The sequence below is a fragment of the Flavobacterium ranwuense genome (assembly GCF_004349315.1).
Taxonomy (GTDB): Bacteria; Bacteroidota; Bacteroidia; order Flavobacteriales; family Flavobacteriaceae; genus Flavobacterium; species Flavobacterium ranwuense.
Genome location: NZ_SMLH01000007.1, coordinates 1 through 20,613 on the forward strand (window position 1 = coordinate 1; position 20,613 = coordinate 20,613).

A 20,613-nucleotide genomic window follows, 5' to 3' on the forward strand; every position below is an offset into this window, starting at 1 on the left:
GTGAATACTCCGGAAGCTACGTAAGTAATACCATTGTCTTTTGAATACATCAAAGTTCCAGTTCCCCCAGATGCTGTGATGGTAAAGCCGGTATTGGCTACCCCAAAGCAAAGTGGATTATTGGCAACCGCAGATGATACCAATATCGGTGGTGGTTCAGCCAGAACTACCGATCCTGTTGCTATACATCCTTTGGAATCTTTTACTTCCCATTGATAAGTACCTGCTAAAATATTACTAAGATCCTCAGTGCTTGCTGTAAAATTATTGGGACCTGTCCATGAATAAGTATAAGGACCTATACCTCCTGTTACAGTAAGATTTATTGAACCAAACCCTCCATTACAAGCTGGATTAGTAGCAACTGCCACTGCTTTTGGATTAGAGTCTACTATGAATTGAATGGGAGCTCCCGGGAAATCTTTCAATTCAGATTGTTGTGAGTTTCCAGAAGATCTAGTTCTAATAAATAATGTACTGAGTGAAAAACAAGGGTCTTTTGCAAGGCCGAACACTTGGGTAAGATTGATAGCTCCCTCAGCCCATTGATTCACACCATAATCTCCACCTATACCGGTTCCATTGGGATCGCTACCATATACATCAAAAGGTACATGGGTTATTGAGGTATTATTAGTAATGAAAATTCTACCCAGAAATTCTGAGTTTGGATGAATTACATATTCAAAACCACCTCCTGCTTTAGCAGTCCATACACGAATTACTGCATTTGCATCGCCACCTCCATTGGTAAACTCGATAGTGATCAGAATGTCACCGACCGTACGACCGCCGTCGGTACCTAAAGAAGTAAAACTTCCACTACCTCCAGTAATTGTTCCATTTGCGCTAGTAGTTGCGCCAGTGATAGTCAATGATTTCTGCAAAAACTCGAAATCAATATAACTACTACCATTAGTAACCTGACGGTCACCAGCAAATAAAGCCCATAAATCAGTTGATAATCCACCTAATGCAGGATCTCCATAAGAAAAATGAGCACCTGCATTTTGGATTTCATTTTTGTTTGGTGAACTTCCTGGACCCCAAGTATAAGTGTTGGGATTGTCATTAATCTTATTAGATGAAGTAAAAATGGTTAAATCGTTTATATACCTATCCTGCAGGAAAAAAGTTTGACCGGGATACAGGAGTTCCCCAGTTAATGGGTTAATCACACCGTGACCAGAAACGGTAGGATGCTGAGAGTCAAATAAGTCACCTATATTTTCATACCCAGCAGGAGAATGAGCAAAAGCATCTCCATCAACTCCAGAACCATTTTTAGGCGATATTACAGGCACTATACCTCTAATAGATCCTTGTGCATTAACCGTACTATTTGTCATTAAAATTGTCACCAATAATAGTGACATAGTAAGCCATCGGTGCCAATAAAGACACCATAAACTTGATAGGTAATCTAAAGGATTTCTCTTATTAAATTTTTTTAAATTTAATTTAGAAATAGTGTTTTTCATTAAAAAACAACTTATTATTTTGTTGTATAAGAAATCGAAAAACTTAAAAAATGTATTCTTTTTCATAATAATAGTATTTTAACACCATATATTTGATTTAATTAGGAAGTAAACAGATTTAAGGCGAGTACACATCTTCAGATAAAATAATGAAGGCAACCATCATCAAAAGAATGTTTTTATCAGGACGATAAAAACACCTTTATCATTTACCGAAATCGATTTGTAAAAATTTATTAGATTAATTTCAAAACGATTAAATTAAAACAGGTAAAAAGGTTATTACTGGGAGGTACACATTGGGGAAATGTATCTAACCATTACTAAGTCATCTTCAAGTAAAAAATAATTGAAGTGAACCCTCAAACATAGGAATATAAAATGTGGGGAACAAAATCTATCTCCTAATATAAACTTAAAGTCGTCTAAAAAACAACTTAAATCGAATAAGTTTTTGTGGAACCAAAGTTAGGTATAACATCAAAAAAAAAAAACTAAATAAGACAACATTCTATTATTTCCGACAAAGTACATATTTCGTTAAGAAAAGCTTTGCAGTAATAAAATATTAATAATAAATAGTTTGTTAATTGTCTGGCTATTAATTAATTAGTATTTTTATTACATAAATTATTCTAATAATTAAATTATGTTAAAAGCAACAAATTGCTCTTCTATTTTTATCGTTTCATAGCGTTTTATATTGATTTTTAGATGACAAATTTGGATCTTTTAGTTTAGGTAAGATCTCGTCAAATATTCCAAAAAAGCAAATATTTATATCAGATAAAAATAAGCCATCCCAATGTGTTGAGACGGCTTATTCTAATACAAATACTTGATTATTATATGTAAGCTAAAAGATAAGTGTTTCTTTTATTACTAAGAATTCTTTTAGCATTAACACATTATGCAAATTGATTTTTGCTATTCAATTTCAAATAATGCTCCATTTGACTTTCTGTGGCACTCGAATGTTTAAGTATTTTTTTGAATGTTTTTTTAACTGTCAGTCTTGCCATTAAATAACTTACTGTAGATTCTGCCCCTTGGTTCAAATTGATGTAAGTGTCTTCCAGTCCATCATAACATCCTCCGGTACAGGGGTTATAAATAATTTGTTGCAAATGATTGTTTCCTAAAAACCAGCTGAAAGCAATTTCCATTTTTTGTAAATAGACATCGTCTTTAAAGGCATCATAGAATTTGCTTAATGCCAAAATTGTATAGGCTACATCTATGGGTTGTTCGCCTCCTACTGGTATTGAGATAGCCTCCTTTTCTTTATACAACCATCCTTTATTAGAAACTACTTTTATGCAATCTTCTCTGAATATTTTTGACAAAAGAAAGTCAAATGAGGATTTGGCAGTTTCTTTATAAACAGCATCTCCAGTTGCTAACCAAGCGCACAATAAGGCTTCGGGCAAAATGCTGTTTCCATAAGTAAGATAGCTCTCGAACCAAGCCCAATCTTTGTCGGATTCGTGTCTGTACATTTGAACCAATCGATTGGCCAGTTCTGTTATTAAAACTACATTTTGTGCCAATTTATTTTTTGTATTACTATAATACACTCCTTTTATTATAAATGCCATCGCTCTTGTAGAATGTATTTTATTGACATTCAACAAAGCGGTATACAGGGTAGTTTGTGCTGCTTTCGCTAAATCTTTTGGTATCAAATCACCTATAGAAATCAAGTATCCCAATGCCCATATCGCTCTTCCATTGGAATCGGATAGGTTAGTTGTATTATTTTGATTTGTAAATTGGCGATATTCATCTACATAATTTAAGAAATGTCCTCCAGGCTGCATGCAATATTTGATAAAATCAAAATAGATATAGATGTATTCTAAATCAGCTACGTCTTTTGTTAATTCAAAATGTTGGCACATTGCAACCATTGCTCTTGCGTTATCATCTAATGTGTAGCCGGAATTTATATCTGGCTGATTTATATTTGAAAACTGAATCATTCCAAAAGAAGTGGTTAATTTTTTTATGTGATCCAAATTAATTTTGGGAATTTTATAATGCAAAGAGAGCGTGTCTTCTGCAATTTTTTCGAATAATAAAGCGTGAGCAATTGCTGCATTTTCCCATGCTGTTGGTGCTATTTTGTGCAATCCGTTGGCACTGATGTTTTTTCTTAATTGCTCGTCAAGTAACAAATGGTTTACTTCTGCGGCTAATTGTTGAACGTTTCCAAAATCTACAATAATTCCAGATCCACCACACAATACTTCGCAGGCATGCGGAATCGGGGTGGAAACAATTGGGCATCCGCAACTCATGGCATAAGAAAAAGTGCCACTGACAGCTTGGTTTGGATCTTTGGATGTAAACAAATAAATATCAGTAAGCTGTAAATATTCCAATAGATCCGATAGGGACAAATAGCGATTTATAAATTGTACGTGATTTTGCAGTTGCAGGGTTTCAATCTTTGCTTCAAGCATTAATCGATATTTTTCCCCTTCTTCTTTTGCGACAGATGGATGTGTCTTTCCAATAATTAGAAACAGTACATCGTGATTTTCTTTGATTATCTTGGGTAACGCATCCAGCGTGGTTTCAATGCTTTTTCCAGAACTAAGTAATCCAAAAGTGGAAAGTACGTTTCTACCCGTTAATTTATATTTTTCCTTCAAAAGTGCTTTGTCAGAATGAGGAACTAAATGCGTTCCATGCGCAATAATGGTGATTTTTTCTGGAGCAATCTCGTAATCATTCATTAAAATTTTTGCGGATGAACTGGTCATTACAATAATAGAATGAGCCGATCCGGTTATTTTTTTTACGTTTTCTTTTAATAATTCATTTGGATTTGGCAATACGGTATGAAAAACAATGATTACAGGTTTTAGAACAGTATTTAAAAACTGTCTAAAATCAGCCTCGTTCTTTCTAAACAACCCAAATTCATGTTGTACCAATACAATTTGAATAGCAGTGTTATCATTAATTTTGGATGCTAAATTTTGGAAAGCATTTGAATGGTCTGTATTGAGAATATATTGTGTTGGTTCGGAGTAAACATGTTGCTCATTTTTGGATTCTAACGGACAAATTTTTATCTTGAATGAATATTTGAATTTGTTATTCAATACCTTAATCAAATCTTGAGAATATGTCGCAATGCCACATTCGCGAGGAGGATACGAAGTAATAAATAAAATTTCGGGCAACTTCTTTTTAGTCTCAGGAATATATATAGCATTGGACCCAGAAGAATATCTTTTTTTTTGACTTCCTGCAGATCGTGCATTGGAACTTTTAGTTGTGATTCTGTTTCTCATTTTTTTAGTATTAAGCATTAATTCTTTCAGTAATTAATATTGACCAACAGATGTGAAACCTATCAGTTCGTCGGCAGCGCCTTAATAAAGTTAAAGTGTATCTCTACATAATGCCGTATCAATAAGGAAACATACATTATTTACATCTTCTTTCAATTCTCATATCAATTCTCATATCAATTCGGGTTTAAATGAAGGGTAAGGCAATCGAGCAATTTCTTTTATCGAATTTTGTAAGTCCTTTACCGCAGCGCAAGCAGATAAATAGTATATTTTCTTTTTACCTGCTATCATGATTCCTTATTTTGATTGGCTTCCTTAAAAAAAACATTAGTAAGAAGACAATAACTTTTAGAATTTTTTTCGCTATTGAAATGTAAAGTTCGATTTCTAATGTTAAAATCTGTTGCAAAAATCTGTTAAAAAGTTGTATTATTTACTTATTATCAAGTTGTTATAAAAGAAACGCCCCAAATTAATGTTGTTGGGTTATAAGCCATGTCAACCAGCTAGGTGTTTTGTATAATTACTTCGCAAAATCTTGCTAGGGATTCCTTGTGAAGCAAATAAAATATTTAAAATCCTTGTACTTAGACATAGATTTTTTTGCAAAATTCTTAAAACAAAAAAGCCTATTGATGACTAATAGCCTTCTTCTTCCAAACTAACATTGAACCAGTTAATATATCTCTTTAATACGATGTTTTCAATTAGACTCTTCTGTTTTTGCACGACCAAAAGAAGTTTTATTAATCACTATTTTGGCCAAATCTTATAGTTTTAATCTAGTTTCAGAGATTGCTCAACCAGCTAAGTATCTTTTTACAGAATCGGTATAACCTTGTGAGAGATTTAAGTTGTAGACAATCTGTATCATTACTGTCTGCATCTCTCAATAAGCAAGTATGTACTTTTGTAACGGTTTAATAGGTTTTCCAACTCGTCTAGTTGAATCAAAGTATCTATTTTTAGTTTATCGTTGGTATTCTTGAAGAAAAGTGTACTGGCGATATCCGTAATTTTTTGGTATCCCGAGGAATAATATCAGGACAACCTTTGTTTAGGATAGTACCTTTTGTAGTTAGACAACGGTTATCAATAGTGGGAACGCCATCTCTATCAGAATCAGGACATTTACCGTCTCTATCTGATGCGCCAAAGCGTGCATTTTTTATAAAAAATTTAGAAATGCAAATCAATTACTAATTTATATAGGTATTTCAAAAGCATTTACTGATTAACGTGTAGGAGGCTCTAGTTCCTTTTCGTTGTTAATAGACGGAAGGTTGAGAAACTCCTATGTTTTAGCTGCCGTTAGGACAAACTAGAAATAAGATAAATACTGTTAAATTAGTTGTTTTTTTATTTAAAAAACTATGATTCATCTTTTGTTGTACGAACTAAGCTAATGCCTGATATGAAGAATATAAGACCCAATATACCATAAATGACGAGCATTTTAATGTCACGTGTACCGCCAGAGGTATCCATAAATATTACTGCAGTATAAATAAGACCACCTATTCCGAGAGCAGTAAGTAACGCTCCAAAGATTCTTTTTAGATTCATGATTTTTAGTTTTAAAGGTTTGTTGATATATAAAATTTAATTTTTGTATCGGATTATTGTTTTTTGAAAATTGTTCGATTTCAGAACTAATATATGAATGCAACATGGATTTTTATACCTGTACATCCATCAAGCTGTTGAAAAGCCCAAACACCTTGAGAAGCCAAATAATCACTACAATAATAACCACAATGTTAAGTATTTTTTTGATTGTGCCATCCATAGGTATATAGGTATTGACAAGCCAAAGAAGAACACCTACAACAATTAATACAAGTAATACAGTAAGTAGTGACATAAAATATGATTTAGAAGTTAATTAAAAGTATCCCGGTTAATTCCAGAAAGCATTATATAATTTAAAAAATAAGTTACATTATTCACGCATTTAAAATGAAGAGGTTAATGTCATTGGTATCATATCAAATGATGCTGTTAATTTTAAAGGAAGATAAATAGGGCAAGGGATAAATTCATCTCTTGCCGCTATTTAAACCTATTTTATAAAATTTATTAATGCTAGGACGACATATCTCGTAAGCCTTTTACTTTGTCATGATCGGCTTTTATTAATGCGTATTGTGCTTTTAACAGGTCTTGATGTTCGGAAGTAATGTCTTCAATATCATTTTTTAATACTTTAACATAAGTAGCTACTGCAACGTCCTCACCAAACTCGCATGAATTGAGTATTGCTTTACGGTCCTTACCAGTTAGTGCAGCTTTGACGTCCATCCAGACTCTAAAAAACTTGCCGGTTGTCCGGGTTCCTTCAATTGGTGTTCCTCCCAGTTTTTGAACTTCGTTAACAAGTTCTGTTTTGCATTTTTGACTGGTTTTCATTAATTGAGAGAACAAGGTTTTTAAATCTTTTTCTTCCGTCTCCTCAGAAGCGGTTTCGTACCCTTCAATTCTGTCGTTGTTGATTTCGATGAGTGTGTTTAACACGTCAATTGATTTTTCCTTGTCCATTTTATTTATTTTTAAATTGTTAAGAATAATTATTATTTATTGTTAATTTTTGCCGTTAATTTTCGAACTTTAGATTCATCTTTATTATTATTATTATTTATCCGAATTATTTGCCGTGTGATAATTCATCCTAAGCAGGAACCTTACCCGTTTTTTCTCGCTCCCAAAACCGATGTTGTGCAATTGCTTTTATAAATTCTTTAGCATCACGATTAAGCAACACTCCAATTGTAAGGTTGTTTTTATCTGCTTTGTCTTCGTTTTGAATTTTAACTCCGGCAGCAGTCAGATAGACGAAATCGGCCCCGGCTCCATCAGCAGCTATCGCTTTACAATGTTTATACGCTTCATTAATGAAATGGATAGCATCAGGTTCTTCTTTTAATGCAGTAGCACTTTGCTTCCCATCCGGCACATATACTGCGTCAAATAAAACGGAAGCTGCGGTCAGAAAGCTTTGATCCACTTTTATTTGTTTGCCCGTTGCCGCTGCAATAAATCCTAAGTGAGGCGCAATAATTTTTGTCTGTGCTCCTGCGGCTTCAAGTGCTTCTCTCATGGTATTTAATGAAATTTCATCAATCCCATCTGCGGTAAGTATCGCTACCTGTCGGGTCTTAATACTATCCTTAACTGTATTCTCCATACTTAATGCTGCTGAACTTTGCAATGTAGGTTGCACTTTTATAGGTTGAAATTTCATTGGATCGCCATCAGCAGGAATACTTTGATTCATTGGCTGTTCAGGTGCTTTTGGAACCGGTATGCCTAAGCCTTCCGCAACTTTTGCAGCAAGCGTTTTGTCCACTTGAGTAAGCATTCCTACTACCCGCACACGTATTGCTTCTGTTTCCAGTTTGCCTAATTCAAATCGCAAGGCATCGATAATATGATTTTTTTCAGGTTCGCTCTGGCTGTTGTAGAATAATGTTGCCTGACTGAAATGATCAAAAAAACTTTGACTGCGTGCACGGACTTTTCTGGCATCAATACGCTCATTGTAGGAAACAAATCCTCCATCCTTCGTTCCGGCTTGGAACGGACATCCATTTCCTGTCGTGTTAGGATTATAACTCGACTGACCTGCATTAATGGTTTGCCTCATTATTCCATCCCGTTGATTGTTGTGAACAGGTGCAATGGGACGATTGATAGGTATTTCATGAAAGTTAGGACCTCCCAGTCGGCTAAGTTGTGTGTCTGTGTATGAGAATAATCGGCCTTGTAATAATGGGTCATTACTGAAATCAATTCCGGAAACAATATGACCGGGATGAAAAGCTACCTGCTCGGTTTCCGCAAAAAAATTATCAGGATTACGATTCAATGTCATTTTGCCAATTATCTGCACAGGAACAATTTCTTCAGGAATAATTTTGGTAGGATCAAGCAAATCAAAATCAAACTTATGTTCGTCTTCTTCCGCTACAATCTGCACGCCAAAATTCCATTCCGGAAAGTTACCAGTTTCTATTGCTTCCCATAAATCTCTACGATGATAATCAGTGTCCCTTCCCGAAATTTTTTGTGCCTCATCCCATGTAACAGAATGAACACCCAACACGGGTTTCCAATGAAACTTTACAAATACTGATTTATTATTTTCATTTATGAAACGAAAAGTATGAATGCCAAATCCCTCCATCATTCGCAAGCTTCTCGGTATAGCACGATCGCTCATCGCCCACATAATCATGTGCATGCTCTCTGGCATCAGGGAAACAAAATCCCAAAAGGTGTCATGCGCGGATCCTGCCTGCGGCATTTCGTTGTGCGGCTCCGGTTTTACAGCATGAATAAGATCTGGAAACTTAAGTGCATCCTGAATAAAAAATACAGGAATATTATTCCCAACTAAATCATAGTTGCCTTCTTCGGTATAAAACTTAACTGCAAATCCTCTCGGGTCACGTGCTAAATCCGATGAACCTCGTGAGCCTGCAACGGTGCTGAACCTTACAAATACGGGAGTTTGCTTACCTGGAGTTTGCAGGAATTTGGCTTTAGTATATTTTGTCATGGATTCGTGTAGTTCAAAATATCCATGTGCCGCACTTCCCCTGGCATGCACAATGCGTTCTGGAATTCTTTCATGATCAAAGTGCGTAATCTTTTCACGAAAGTGAAAGTCTTCCAGTAAAGTTGCGCCACGTTCGCCTGCCTTTAAAGAGTTTTGATCATCATTAATACGCAAGCCATGATTCGTGGTTAAAAATTCACCTTGACCACTCTCCGTGTTTTTAGCAAGGTCATTAATTTTAAGATTGTCAATCTCTTTTGTTTTTGATGGTTCTTTCTTTGCCATAATAAATGAATTTGTTAATTTATTTTACTATTTGAAATGAGTGTTGTTTTAGGCAGGTATTAACTTTTAAACTTCACGTTCTTTGTTAATAATGATTTTTTTTAGATCGGAGGTTGCGGGTCCATTTATTACTTTGCCTTCATTGGTAAAACGGGAGCCGTGCATAGGACAATCAAATGTTTTTTCGTCAGCGTTCCATTGCAATATGCCACCTAAGTGAGGACATACTGCAGTGCAGGTATGAAGATTATTTTGTTCGTCACGATATACTGCTATTTTTTTAAATCCCGAGGAAATAATCCCACCTTCACCGGGTTTAAAATTGCCTACTTCTTTTATATGTTCTGCACTAAACCAGTCTACATATTGTGCCACCATGTTTCCCACTTCGTGCAAATAATCACCGGTGGTTTTTAATGTAATGCGAGACGGACTGTACATTTTAATCCAAGGATTTTCTCTTCCGGTAATTATGTCGGTGATTATCATTCCGCCAAGGGTTCCGTGTGTCATACCGTTGCCGGAATCACCAGTTATGATATAAATGTTATCGTCGCCTGGATTCTTGCCAATGTATGCTAATGAATCAAGGGGTTCCATTACCTGACCTGACCATTTGAATTCGATTGTTTTAATAGTTGGAAAATGTTTCTTTGTCCATTTCTCCAGTTTATCGTAGCGGTCTTCTTCTTTGATATGTTCATCGTCAGCCTGCCCCGTGCGATGGTCTTCTCCTCCAGCAATCAACATATCATAGTGTTCATCAAATTCTTCTAAACGAACATAATGATAAGGCTTAGATATCCATTTTGAGTCTTGATCTCCTGTGTCCCACCACAATGCATAAGGTAGTTTTCCTTTTGGAATTTTGGCAGCGATCACATACGTGCGATAAGGCCATTGTTTGGTATGCATGGTTACCCAGTCATTAATGGGGGTATTCGTTGCCACTACAATATGATTTGCTTTTACTTTAAAACCGTTTGCAGTAGCTCCTTCGTTGGTGATGTTTTCCGCTTTTGTTTCTGTATATATTTTTCCGCCTAATTTTATAAAGGCATTCGCCAATCCTTTAAGATAAAGAAGCACATGAAACTGTGCCTGGTCTGCAAACTTAATGCACCACTTATTTTTTTCAGCCGCAAGGGACGGAACGGAATTCAACATCTCGGTAATAAGTCCCGCACGTTTTGTAGCTTCATATTCCTTTTCTAATGTTTCTTTGGTATCAGAAGGGTGTAAAAACAAATAGCCATCAACTCTTTTAAAATGGCAATTAATTTTATGATGTTTAACGGTGTTTGCTATCCATTCAATAGCAGCCATGTGACTATTGGCAGCTAATTGCGCAGTATGCTCATCGAAAATTTTTTCCAATTCAAAATAATGATCATCAAGGGCACAGGTAATATGAGCCGTGGTTCTTCCGGTTTCTCCGCTACCAATAAATCCGTCTTCAACCAAAATTACCTTACGTCCTTCCTTTGCAAGACAATAAGCAGTGGTAAGCCCAGCGATTCCTCCACCTATAACTAAAATATCAGTATCAAGATTCTGGTTTAATTTCTCGAAAGCTATTGGCTTTTTGGACGATGAAAACCAAAAGGAAAGATTATCTCCCGAGGTAATAGTCCCATTTACGGGTTTGGAAGCAGATATATTCTCAGGAGCTTTAACATGAGTTTGTAACACGCCAGGAGTGGCTTTGTCTGTTGATTTTATTTTTGCAGTAGGTTTTTTCATATCCGTTTTGCTTTAATGACTTTCATTGTTTTTCCGCCAATGTGAAATTTATTGAAAGAAATCTTCCATTTTATTTTGAAGATTTCTTAATAATTCCTGGTTTAAATTTTTCCGGAAATTCTTTAACGATGCCGTCGGCAAGTATATCTGACATTTCTAGAATTTCATTATGTACTTTATGATAAACAATAACTTCAGCATCGTAATTTTTTTTAATGCTTAGTTTTGCTTCGTGGGTTGTTAGTTTTAGTTTACCTTCAGCTCATACCGGTTTCCTTTTTACTTCTGGTATTTTTTTTGAGTTATAAATTTACAAAAATAAATTTAACAATATAAAGTAAGTGTCTCATTTTTAGAAAATTATAGTTTTTTTTAACACATCATAAACTCGTGGTCTTTTGCGGTAATTTTTTTAGATAACAAAATAGAGCGTCGCTTATTAAGCAACGCTCTTTGTTTTATTGGTCTGTTCCGTCTGGATAGCAACTTATACCATTACGGCATATGTTTTAGCCTATTCGATTTGGTATAATGCCGATGTATATTTCATTTAGTTCTCCGCAGCGGCTTCAGTGTAGGCGGTTTGCATATCACTTACAGAGGTGGTTAATCTTGTGGCATTAGTTACTCTGCATGGAAGCGGATCTACTGCGTCAACGGTGTATATTGTCCCTGTTACTTCTGAACATTTTAGTAGAATAGCAGCTCCGGTGATAGGGCTTGAACCTTAAGCGCCAATAACGGCAGATTTATAAACGTTAGTAATTCCTGTTTTTGACAGAATCACAAATTCGCCTGAAACACCTAGATTTATACCTTGTAATCCACCAACACTTGACTGAGAAGCAACAGTTTCATTTACTGCAGATATTTTAGTCATCAGCGAAGCCGATTTTTCAACTAACGCCATCTCAGCTGTTATATTCTCATCCATTTCGTTATTGCAACTGGACATAAATACAACCAGCAGCATTGCTATGGAAGGGAGTGCATTTTTGAATTTCATAACTTTGTTTATTAGATTAGTACGTAATTATCACAAAAACAAAGGTGAATGCTTAATTTTTATATAAGCTATGTAATTATACTAAAAAGTTATGACATTCAGACTAAGAACGCAAGGGATTAAAGAGTAATGGAAGACTACATTTTATCAATATACTAGCTTAATTCTTTTTCTATTTTTTGGTATTTGAAAATGTAGATATGCAAAACGAAATAGGAAGTCTATATTGAATTTCAAGATCTTGCAAAGTGAAATTTTAAGAGAAGGAAAACTGTAACTAGAGATGGGTATAAACCAAATTCAGAATGATAAGTTTTTTCGTAGTTATATATTATTTAATGATTAATTAAAATTAAAAATAGATTCAGTAATTAATTAAATTATTAATATTGCCCGATTATTTACGTAAAATAACATAAATCAAGGGATACAATAACTATATAGTAATTTTTGGATAATAAGGAATCAATATCAGACCAGTTACCCGATGAGGAAATATTGTTCTCTCTAATGGATAGGTATTATAACGAACTGTTTCGTTATGGTGTTAAATTTACGGCTGATGTGGAGATGACTAAAGATGCCCTGAATCAATTTTTCATCCATTTATGGGATAATCGGGATAAATTGCAGCATGTTGATAACCTAAAAGCATATTTATTTGTCTCTTATAAAAGGTGGCTTATTACCCATCTTCAAAGATCACAAAAGCACCGTGTACTTTCTCTTGACGATAATCATGCAAATGAACTTTCTGAACAATCTTATGAAGAGTATCTGGTTAAACAAATCGAAGAGGAAAAGATTGCCCAAATTTTAAAAAATGCCATAAAAAGTCTTCCTGCAAGACAACGACAATTATTGCAATTGCGTTTTTATGAACATATGAGCTTTGAAGAAATAGCCGAGGAGACCTCACTTTCTGTAAGGACTGTTTACAATAAACTGCACGAGGCAATCAAAAGACTACGGGTACATCAGCCCATTGAACGATTGCGCTAATAATTTTCGCGATCATTACCGTCGTTATTTATTCCTTTTTTCAACTGGATTTTTTAACAACTTTTACCCCATTTTCTTGGAATTTGTCTTTTTTCCTTTCATTTAAATAAAAAAACTTCTTAAAAACGGGTAAAAAAGCACTGACTTTCTATCTATTATTAAAACCTTATCAAAATAATTTTCAGAAAGGTCGTATTTATACTACTGGAGTGACAACCCGGAACAAATTTATTTTTTTAAAGGAGCTAAAAAAACTTGATATGTCATTTCACCCGGGGGTAATATCTTCAAAATTACATTGGATCAATTGATTAATGAAAAATCATTATTTGCCTTAATGGATAGGTACTATAACGAATTGTTTCGGTATGGTGTTAAATTCACGTCTGATGTCGAAATGACCAAAGATGCCCTGAATCAATTCTTCATTCATTTATGGGATAATCGGGATAAATTGCAGCATGTTGATAATCTAAAAGCATATTTGTTTGTTTCATACAAAAGATGGCTTATTACCCATCTTCAAAAATCTAAAAAACACCGTGTACTTTTTCGGGACAATATTTTCATAAAGGAACCTTCTGAACAATCTTATGAAGAGTATCTGGTGAAACAAATCGAAGAGGAAGAGATTGGCTTTGTTTTAAGAGATGCTATCAAAGGTCTTCCTGCAAGACAACGTCAATTATTGCAATTGCGTTTTTATGAGCATATGAGCTTTGAAGAAATAGCCGAAGAGACATCGCTTTCTGTCAGGACTGTTTATAATAAACTGCATGAAGCTATTAAAAAACTTCGAACAGTTGAATGTATAGAACGGTTGCGCTACTAATTTATCGCTATCATTCCCATAGCTGAATTTTCTTTTTAAGCCTGATCAAATAACAGTTTTTATTCCTCTTCCTTGATTTACCGTTTTACCGTTTTTAGAAAATTTTAAAAAAAACTTCTTAAAAACGGGTAAAAAAACAGAAGGTTTCTATCTATTACTATAACGTTAATAAAGTGAATTCATGAAAGGACCTATTTATACTATTGAAGAAATAATGTTGGATGATAGTTTTGTAGACTATTGTTTAAATACAAATCCAAAACACTTCTCACACTGGCAAACCATTATTAATGACAGCCCGGAACAAAGAGTTGTTTTTGACGAAGCTAAAAGACTGGTTTTGTCACTACACGGGGGACTAACCTCTTCGGAAGTGAACAGGCAGATTGATAAAGTACGTCAGGAATTACAAGATCGAAAACTTCAAGCAAATAATACGACTGTTTTTCAGGAGTCAGGTTTGTCTGCAGCAAATTTGGTAATAGAAAAAAGACAGAAAAAACGTAGAACTTTCCGTTTGGTAGCCACTTATCTGGCAGCGGCCTCTTTAATTCTGTTTATTGCTGTCCGGTTTTTTCAACTGGGAATAGGGACGTCTGAAGAACAATTGCCAAAAACAGAAATGTTAAGTTATCATAGTGCTGCAGGTCATCGCCAAACGGTAACATTGCCTGACGGCTCCACCGTTATACTGAATTCGAACAGTAGTATAGCATTGAATAAAGATTTCAATACGTGCAAAAGAGAAGTTTTTTTGATTGGGAATGCATTTTTTAAAGTAGCGAAAAATCCTCAGAAACCATTTACGGTAACAACAGAAAAAATTGCCACCACTGCGCTAGGTACAGAATTTTATGTGCGAGGCAGACAAACGAATTCAAGAGACATTGAAATTGATCTCTTGGAAGGTAAAGTGAAGGTTGCTGATACAAGAAAGAATGATAAAAAAACAACTGTTTTTCTTTTGCCTGGCGAAAAAGGGGTGAGCATAAAGGGTATGAATTTGCAAAAAGGAAAATTTGATTCTTTTCAATTGCGTTCCTGGATAAATGGTCGTATAGCCTTTAATAAAACACCAATGTCTAATGTAATTGAACAACTGGAAGAATGGTATCAAGTAAAAATAGTGGTGAAGAATCCTGAAATTAAAAAACATTTTATCAACGGTGAATATCAGGATGCATCCTTGCAGGATGTATTGAAAATTGTCTGCTTTAGTATTGATTGCCAATATTCTTTTGCTGGTGACAGCGTCATTATTGAATAACTAACCCAAATTTTAATCAATAAAATGCCTTATAAAAAAAAACACGAAAAACGCATACTAAAACCAAAAAACAATTGCTTTATGAAAAAAAATGTTAAAAGAAAATATTGCGCATTGAAACGACCAATGATCTATATCTTGCTTGTTTCCTTACTCGTATCAAATCAGCTGTTTGCTTTTGCTAAACAGAAAGCCATTTTTGGCTTTCGAAATGCCCCTGTTGAACAAGTAATTAAAAAAGTGGAAAAACTTTTTGAAGTCCAATTTACCTATAATGAGACAGTGGTAAAAGGTGCCGTGAAAATTGACCTTCCCAAAAAAGAAAGAACTCTGGAGGAGACCTTACAACAATTATCTAAGTTGACCGGTTGGCAATTCCTTAGGTCAGGTAACATGGTGGGGATTCAAAGTATAGCAAGGAAAGAGTCTTCAGTACAAAAAAGTAATCAGGAGAAAATTGTAATAAAAGGAAAGGTTACTGACAATAATAATCAGCCTGTTCCAAGTGCAACTATTGCTGTCAAAGGAACTAACAAAGGGGTGACGACAGATGCAAATGGTGATTTTTCTATCGAAGTGGAAGAAGGAGCTGTGCTGGTTATTTCTTATTTGGGTTTTACTTCCCAGCAAATTGTTGCAAAAAAAAGCACAACATTAAATATCGTTTTGTTGCCACTTGAAAATAATTTGGAAGAAGTAGTGGTGACGGCCTTGGGTATTAAACGTCAGGAAAAAGCCTTGGGGTATTCTTCCCAGAAAGTGGAAGGAGCTTCGTTGCAAACGGTAAAAGGAGTAGATATAGGTACCTCTCTTACAGGAAGAGTATCGGGATTAGTAGTAAAAAACTCTACGGAGTTCAATGGTAAACCTCAATTGCTAATGAGAGGCGAAGCAGCATTACTGGTAATCGACGGCGTACCTTATGGAAATATGACACTAAGAGATGTCCCAACAGATGATATCGAAAAAATTGATTTTCTGAAAGGACCTACAGCTGCTGCACTCTATGGTTCTAGAGGGCAGGCGGGAGTCATGTTGATTACAACCAAGAAGGGTGCTTCAGGCAAAGGACTTTCGATTGATGTAAATAGCAGTACCATGTTTCAAACCGGTTTTTTGGCCATACCTGAAACGCAATCATCATATGGGAAAGGATCTTACGGTTCTCCAAATGATGACTATGTATGGGGGCCAAAACTGGATGTTGGCACAACAGCTATGCAATGGAATCCCGTTACCAAACAAATGGAAGATTTGCCTTTGGTTTCAAGCGGAAAAAATAACCTTAGAAATTTTATGCAAACTGGCTTGGTCACCAATAATAATTTTAGTATTGCCCAAAGTGGGGATGCGGGAAGTTTCAGGGTTTCGCTCAATCAAATACATAATAAAGGACAGTTTCCGAATCAACAGTTAAATATGTTAAACTTTACAGTAGGGGGGGAGATTAAAGCTTCCGAAAAGTTTACACTGGAGAGTCATGTGGGGATAAGCCGCAGAACAGCTCCACAAGTATGGGGCAGTGGTTATAATAATCAAGGGTATTTGTACCAGCTTACCATGTGGACCGGTGCCGACTACGACATTCGTCAATACAAGGATTACTGGGAAATACCTAATAAAAAGCAAAACTGGCTTTATAACAACTGGTACGATAATCCCTATTTGATTGCTTATGAAAAACTAAACGGAATACAACAAAACACCATTAATGCTAACTTTACGGCTAATTATAATTTTTCTAAAGATCTAAAATTGATGCTACGTGTTGGCTATGACGTGTATTCCAATGAATCAACACAAAGAAATCCTACGGCAAACATTTTCTCTACCAGAGGTGGTTGGAATGCAAAAGGACTTTATAATATATCCAAAACTTGGGGTTGGAGTACCAGCGACGATCTCATCTTGACCTATAATAAAAAAGTCGATAAATGGAACGTTAATGCTTTGGGAGGTGCTACTGTCTATCGTTGGGTGGATCAAAGTTTATTTGCTTCCACAAAAAACGGATTAACTTCACCTACTTTTTATTCGCTTAACGGCTCAGTTGAACAAGCTACTGTATCTCCGGGTTACAGCTCCAGACAGGTAAATAGCTTATATGCAAGTACTTCTTTTAGTTGGAATAATGCTGTGTTTTTGGATGCTACCGGAAGGAATGACTGGAATTCATCCCAGCCCAAAGCGGAGCGTTCTTTTTTCTATCCTTCTTTAGGTTCCAGTATTGTATTGTCAGAATTAGTAAAACTTCCAGAAGTGATTGATATGTTCAAGATTCGTGGTTCTTGGGCTTTGTCAAAAACAGCTGCAGGAGTATATGCTACCAATCGTACGTTTAGCACCACAAATATTGCTTGGAATACTTTAAACTCTGCCAGCTATCCTTCCAGTTTGCTTGGTGAAGGTCTTGAACCAAGTGCGCAGCGTACCTGGGAAATCGGTACAGCCGCCTATTTATTTAAAAAGAGGTTGCATATGGATTTGGCTTATTTTAATAAATATTATTATAACCAACAACTTTCTGTTTCCATCCCGAACTCGTCTGGCTTTTCTTCAACTTTGGTTAATACAAAAGAAACAAGTGTGCGTAAGGGCTTTGAATTGACTGTTGATGGTACAATTATAAAGAAAGCAAATTTCGAATGGCAGTCAACCATCAACTGGTCTAACAATCATGTTTATTATGGAGAGCTTGATCCAATATATTCTCCCAAAAGCCCCTTTGTTAAGAAAGGGCTAAGGAAAGATGTTTATACAGATAGATACTGGCTTAGGGATCCTTCCGGAAATTTAATACATAATAATGGGTACACTGTAGAGAGTGATTATGTGAAGAAATATGGTAATTATGATGCCGATTTCAGTTTTGGATTCATAAACAATTTTAGGATTGGTGGCTTTAATGTTGGTTTGGTTGTCGATGGTCGTATAGGTGGGTTAATGTTCAACTCTATTGAGGATAAAATGTGGGATTCCGGTACCCATCCAGGCACGATCAATCAATACCGTTATGATGAGGTAGTAAATGGCTTGACTAACTATGTAGGTCAGGGCGTAAAAGTGGTATCAGGTACTGTAGTTTTTGATAGTAATGGCGAAATAGTTTCCGATGATCGCGTATATGCCCCTAACGATAATGCCATATCCTATCAAGATTATGCCCAATATACTAGGGGAGGAAATTATGGTGCAGAAAAAGCATCATTTGTTAAACTTCGTGAAATATCTGTAGGCTATGCATTGCCATCCAAAATATTGGGTAAAATAGGGGTAAATAGTGCTTCGGTTACACTAACGGCACAAAATGTCTTTTTGATAACCAAATTCAAGTTTTCCGATCCGGATGTTGGTTCTGAAGATTTGAATGCACCTTCACAACGTATGGTTGGAATGAACTTTAAATTAGGATTTTAAACAAGTAGATTCATTTATTTAATTACGATCTGTAAAATAAAAATATATAAACATGAAAATAAAATTTTTAAGATATGCACTATTAGTACCAATAGCGGCAATCATGGTAACTGGCTGTTCTAATTTTGATGAGATTAATACCAATCCTAATGCTGCTACTCAGGTTAGTTCCGGGATGCTGGCAACTAGTATGATTTTAAGTATTACCCGTAGTGACATCAGTAGTACAAAGACTTTTATACAACCGTCCCTACTGGGTAAATACATGACTTGGAATGAGGGTGGTCCAACAGATTTCCAATATAATAAGCTAGGTCGTACCAATTTTAACCGTATTACCTTATTGAGAAATATAAAACCAATGATTGATTTTGCACCCAATGAGGGACTTAAGAAATCGTATACCGGACTTGGGCATTTTATCAGAGCTTGGCAGTTTTTTCAAACAACCATGCAGGTGGGGGATATTCCTTATTCGGATGCCGTAAAGGGAGAAACGGATGCCATTATAAAACCTAAATATGATTCACAGAAGGCAGTCTTTTTGGGTATTTTAAATGAATTGGATCAAGCTAATATCCTTTTTTCCGAAGGAACTAATTTTGATGGAGACCCTATATACGCAGGTAAGGTAGATAACTGGCGCAGATTGACCAACAGTTTTCAATTGCATGTGTTACTGCAGTTGTATAAAAAAACGGCCGATACCGACCTGAAAGTTGTTACCCGCTTTAATGATATTGTAGCCAACCGTCCATTGATGCGCGATTATAAAGATAATTTTGCACTTACTTACAATGTAACAGCCGGGCAAAACTATCCTTGGTCTAGTGTCCCTGCTGGTTCTAATCCGTATGTGCTTTCAAAATATTCAATGTTGTCGACGACTTTAATAAACACATTAAAGACATTGCAAGACAACCGGTTGTTTTATTATGCCAAGCCATCACCGGTAAAAATAACAGCGGGGTTTTTAGCTTCTGATTGGAATGCGTATGTTGGAGCAGAGCCATCAAATTCTATTACAAGCCTTGGAGCTATGCGTGGGACAAAAGATTATTCGGATATTAATAACCGTTATGTCGACTTGGTAAATGCTGAGCCAGTTAGTGTTTTTAGTTTCCAGCAACTTCAGTTTGTACTAGCTGAGGCGGCCGTTAGAGGATGGATTAGCACTCCCGCACAAACGTATTATGCCGCAGGTATCACTAATGCGATGAAGTTTACCGCAGCCTATACTCCTGATATCGCCGATTATCATCACAATATGAAAATTACGGATGCCAATATAGCTACATATATAGCCAATGTTGCTCTTACAGGTACCAATGAAAATCAAATTTCTCAGATTATTACCCAGAAATATCTTGCTGGCTTTTTTCATGGAGGAAGTACTTATAGTGCTTGGTTTGAAAACAGAAGGACAGGTTACCCGGTTTTTATCCTGAACCCATCCACGAATCTGAATAACCCAACCACAAATTTTCCGTTGCGTTGGCTTTATCCGTCTAATGAACTTGATTATAATACCGAAAATATGAATGCTGCCGTAGCTTCTCAGTATGGAGGTAATGATAATGTCAATCAGATGATGTGGTTACTTAAAGACTAATACTTTTGAATTTGGTTAAAACTCCGGACGTCTGCTTTTGCTTTACTGTATCAGTTTGATGTTTGGAGTTTTTTATGAATAAACAATTTTTTGATATACTAA

The 20,613-nt window shown here is 35.6% G+C and carries 14 protein-coding genes; 5 read left to right on the top strand and 9 right to left on the bottom strand.

Annotation, left to right across the window (positions count from 1 at the left end):
- The 9 genes from E0I61_RS11785 to E0I61_RS11820 form a co-directional block, all read right to left on the bottom strand.
- On the bottom strand, positions 1 to 1,376 hold a 1,376-nt coding region (locus tag E0I61_RS11785; protein ID WP_165930221.1), incomplete at its 3' end, for a SprB repeat-containing protein.
- 1,013 nt (positions 1,377 to 2,389) lie between these two features.
- Positions 2,390 to 4,786: a glycosyltransferase gene (locus E0I61_RS11790; protein ID WP_132071638.1), complete on the bottom strand. Its 2,397-nt coding sequence runs from the start codon at positions 4,784 to 4,786 to the stop codon at positions 2,390 to 2,392.
- A 171-nt stretch (positions 4,787 to 4,957) separates the two neighbouring features.
- Positions 4,958 to 5,080 (bottom strand): hypothetical protein, encoded by a 123-nt coding sequence (locus tag E0I61_RS16555; protein WP_262708582.1) that lies wholly within the window; start codon positions 5,078 to 5,080, stop codon positions 4,958 to 4,960.
- 1,080 nt (positions 5,081 to 6,160) lie between these two features.
- A complete protein-coding gene (locus E0I61_RS11795; protein WP_131998020.1) occupies positions 6,161 to 6,355 on the bottom strand; it encodes a hypothetical protein in 195 nt (64 codons plus the stop codon).
- A gap of 112 nt (positions 6,356 to 6,467) precedes the next feature.
- Entirely contained in the window at positions 6,468 to 6,653 is a 186-nt protein-coding gene (locus E0I61_RS11800) for a Thivi_2564 family membrane protein (RefSeq protein WP_131998023.1), read from the bottom strand.
- 221 nt (positions 6,654 to 6,874) lie between these two features.
- Positions 6,875 to 7,327, bottom strand: a complete 453-nt coding sequence (locus E0I61_RS11805; RefSeq protein WP_131998026.1) for a ferritin-like domain-containing protein — start codon at positions 7,325 to 7,327, stop codon at positions 6,875 to 6,877.
- 130 nt (positions 7,328 to 7,457) lie between these two features.
- A complete protein-coding gene (locus tag E0I61_RS11810; protein ID WP_132071640.1) occupies positions 7,458 to 9,632 on the bottom strand; it encodes a catalase in 2,175 nt (724 codons plus the stop codon).
- Between the two features lie 66 nt (positions 9,633 to 9,698).
- On the bottom strand, positions 9,699 to 11,375 hold the full coding sequence (locus tag E0I61_RS11815; RefSeq protein WP_131998033.1) for an FAD-dependent oxidoreductase: 1,677 nt from the start codon (positions 11,373 to 11,375) through the stop codon (positions 9,699 to 9,701).
- A gap of 727 nt (positions 11,376 to 12,102) precedes the next feature.
- Positions 12,103 to 12,309, bottom strand: coding sequence for a hypothetical protein (locus E0I61_RS11820; RefSeq protein ID WP_131998036.1), 207 nt, complete (start codon positions 12,307 to 12,309; stop codon positions 12,103 to 12,105).
- A gap of 522 nt (positions 12,310 to 12,831) precedes the next feature.
- On the opposite strand from E0I61_RS11820, the gene E0I61_RS11825 reads away from it, so the two are divergent.
- The 5 genes from E0I61_RS11825 to E0I61_RS11845 all read left to right on the top strand — a co-directional run bounded on the left by E0I61_RS11825 (position 12,832) and on the right by E0I61_RS11845 (position 20,511).
- Positions 12,832 to 13,383, top strand: a complete 552-nt coding sequence (locus tag E0I61_RS11825) for an RNA polymerase sigma factor (protein ID WP_131998039.1) — start codon at positions 12,832 to 12,834, stop codon at positions 13,381 to 13,383.
- A 307-nt stretch (positions 13,384 to 13,690) separates the two neighbouring features.
- A complete protein-coding gene (locus E0I61_RS11830) occupies positions 13,691 to 14,215 on the top strand; it encodes an RNA polymerase sigma factor (RefSeq protein ID WP_132071641.1) in 525 nt (174 codons plus the stop codon).
- A 181-nt stretch (positions 14,216 to 14,396) separates the two neighbouring features.
- The gene (locus tag E0I61_RS11835; RefSeq protein ID WP_132071643.1) at positions 14,397 to 15,482 is read left to right on the top strand and encodes a FecR family protein; all 1,086 of its coding nucleotides are present in this window, start codon (positions 14,397 to 14,399) and stop codon (positions 15,480 to 15,482) included.
- Between the two features lie 81 nt (positions 15,483 to 15,563).
- The gene (locus E0I61_RS11840) at positions 15,564 to 18,899 is read left to right on the top strand and encodes a SusC/RagA family TonB-linked outer membrane protein (RefSeq protein WP_165930222.1); all 3,336 of its coding nucleotides are present in this window, start codon (positions 15,564 to 15,566) and stop codon (positions 18,897 to 18,899) included.
- A 52-nt stretch (positions 18,900 to 18,951) separates the two neighbouring features.
- Complete coding sequence (locus tag E0I61_RS11845) at positions 18,952 to 20,511, top strand: SusD/RagB family nutrient-binding outer membrane lipoprotein (RefSeq protein ID WP_131998051.1); 1,560 nt, start codon at positions 18,952 to 18,954, stop codon at positions 20,509 to 20,511.
- The last annotated feature ends 102 nt before the right edge of the window (positions 20,512 to 20,613 follow it).

Excerpts from the sequence above, each read along its gene's own strand:
- E0I61_RS11835 (WP_132071643.1), top strand. The coding sequence starts at position 14,397 with ATGAAAGGACCTATTTATACTATTGAAGAAATAATGTTGGATGATAGT.
- E0I61_RS11840 (WP_165930222.1), top strand. The coding sequence starts at position 15,564 with ATGAAAAAAAATGTTAAAAGAAAATATTGCGCATTGAAACGACCAATG.
- E0I61_RS11815 (WP_131998033.1), bottom strand. The coding sequence starts at position 11,375 with ATGAAAAAACCTACTGCAAAAATAAAATCAACAGACAAAGCCACTCCT.
- E0I61_RS11800 (WP_131998023.1), bottom strand. The coding sequence starts at position 6,653 with ATGTCACTACTTACTGTATTACTTGTATTAATTGTTGTAGGTGTTCTT.
- E0I61_RS16555 (WP_262708582.1), bottom strand. The coding sequence starts at position 5,080 with ATGATAGCAGGTAAAAAGAAAATATACTATTTATCTGCTTGCGCTGCG.
- E0I61_RS11790 (WP_132071638.1), bottom strand. The coding sequence starts at position 4,786 with ATGAGAAACAGAATCACAACTAAAAGTTCCAATGCACGATCTGCAGGA.
- E0I61_RS11805 (WP_131998026.1), bottom strand. The coding sequence starts at position 7,327 with ATGGACAAGGAAAAATCAATTGACGTGTTAAACACACTCATCGAAATC.
- E0I61_RS11810 (WP_132071640.1), bottom strand. The coding sequence starts at position 9,632 with ATGGCAAAGAAAGAACCATCAAAAACAAAAGAGATTGACAATCTTAAA.
- E0I61_RS11820 (WP_131998036.1), bottom strand. The coding sequence starts at position 12,309 with ATGGATGAGAATATAACAGCTGAGATGGCGTTAGTTGAAAAATCGGCT.
- E0I61_RS11795 (WP_131998020.1), bottom strand. The coding sequence starts at position 6,355 with ATGAATCTAAAAAGAATCTTTGGAGCGTTACTTACTGCTCTCGGAATA.
- E0I61_RS11845 (WP_131998051.1), top strand. The coding sequence starts at position 18,952 with ATGAAAATAAAATTTTTAAGATATGCACTATTAGTACCAATAGCGGCA.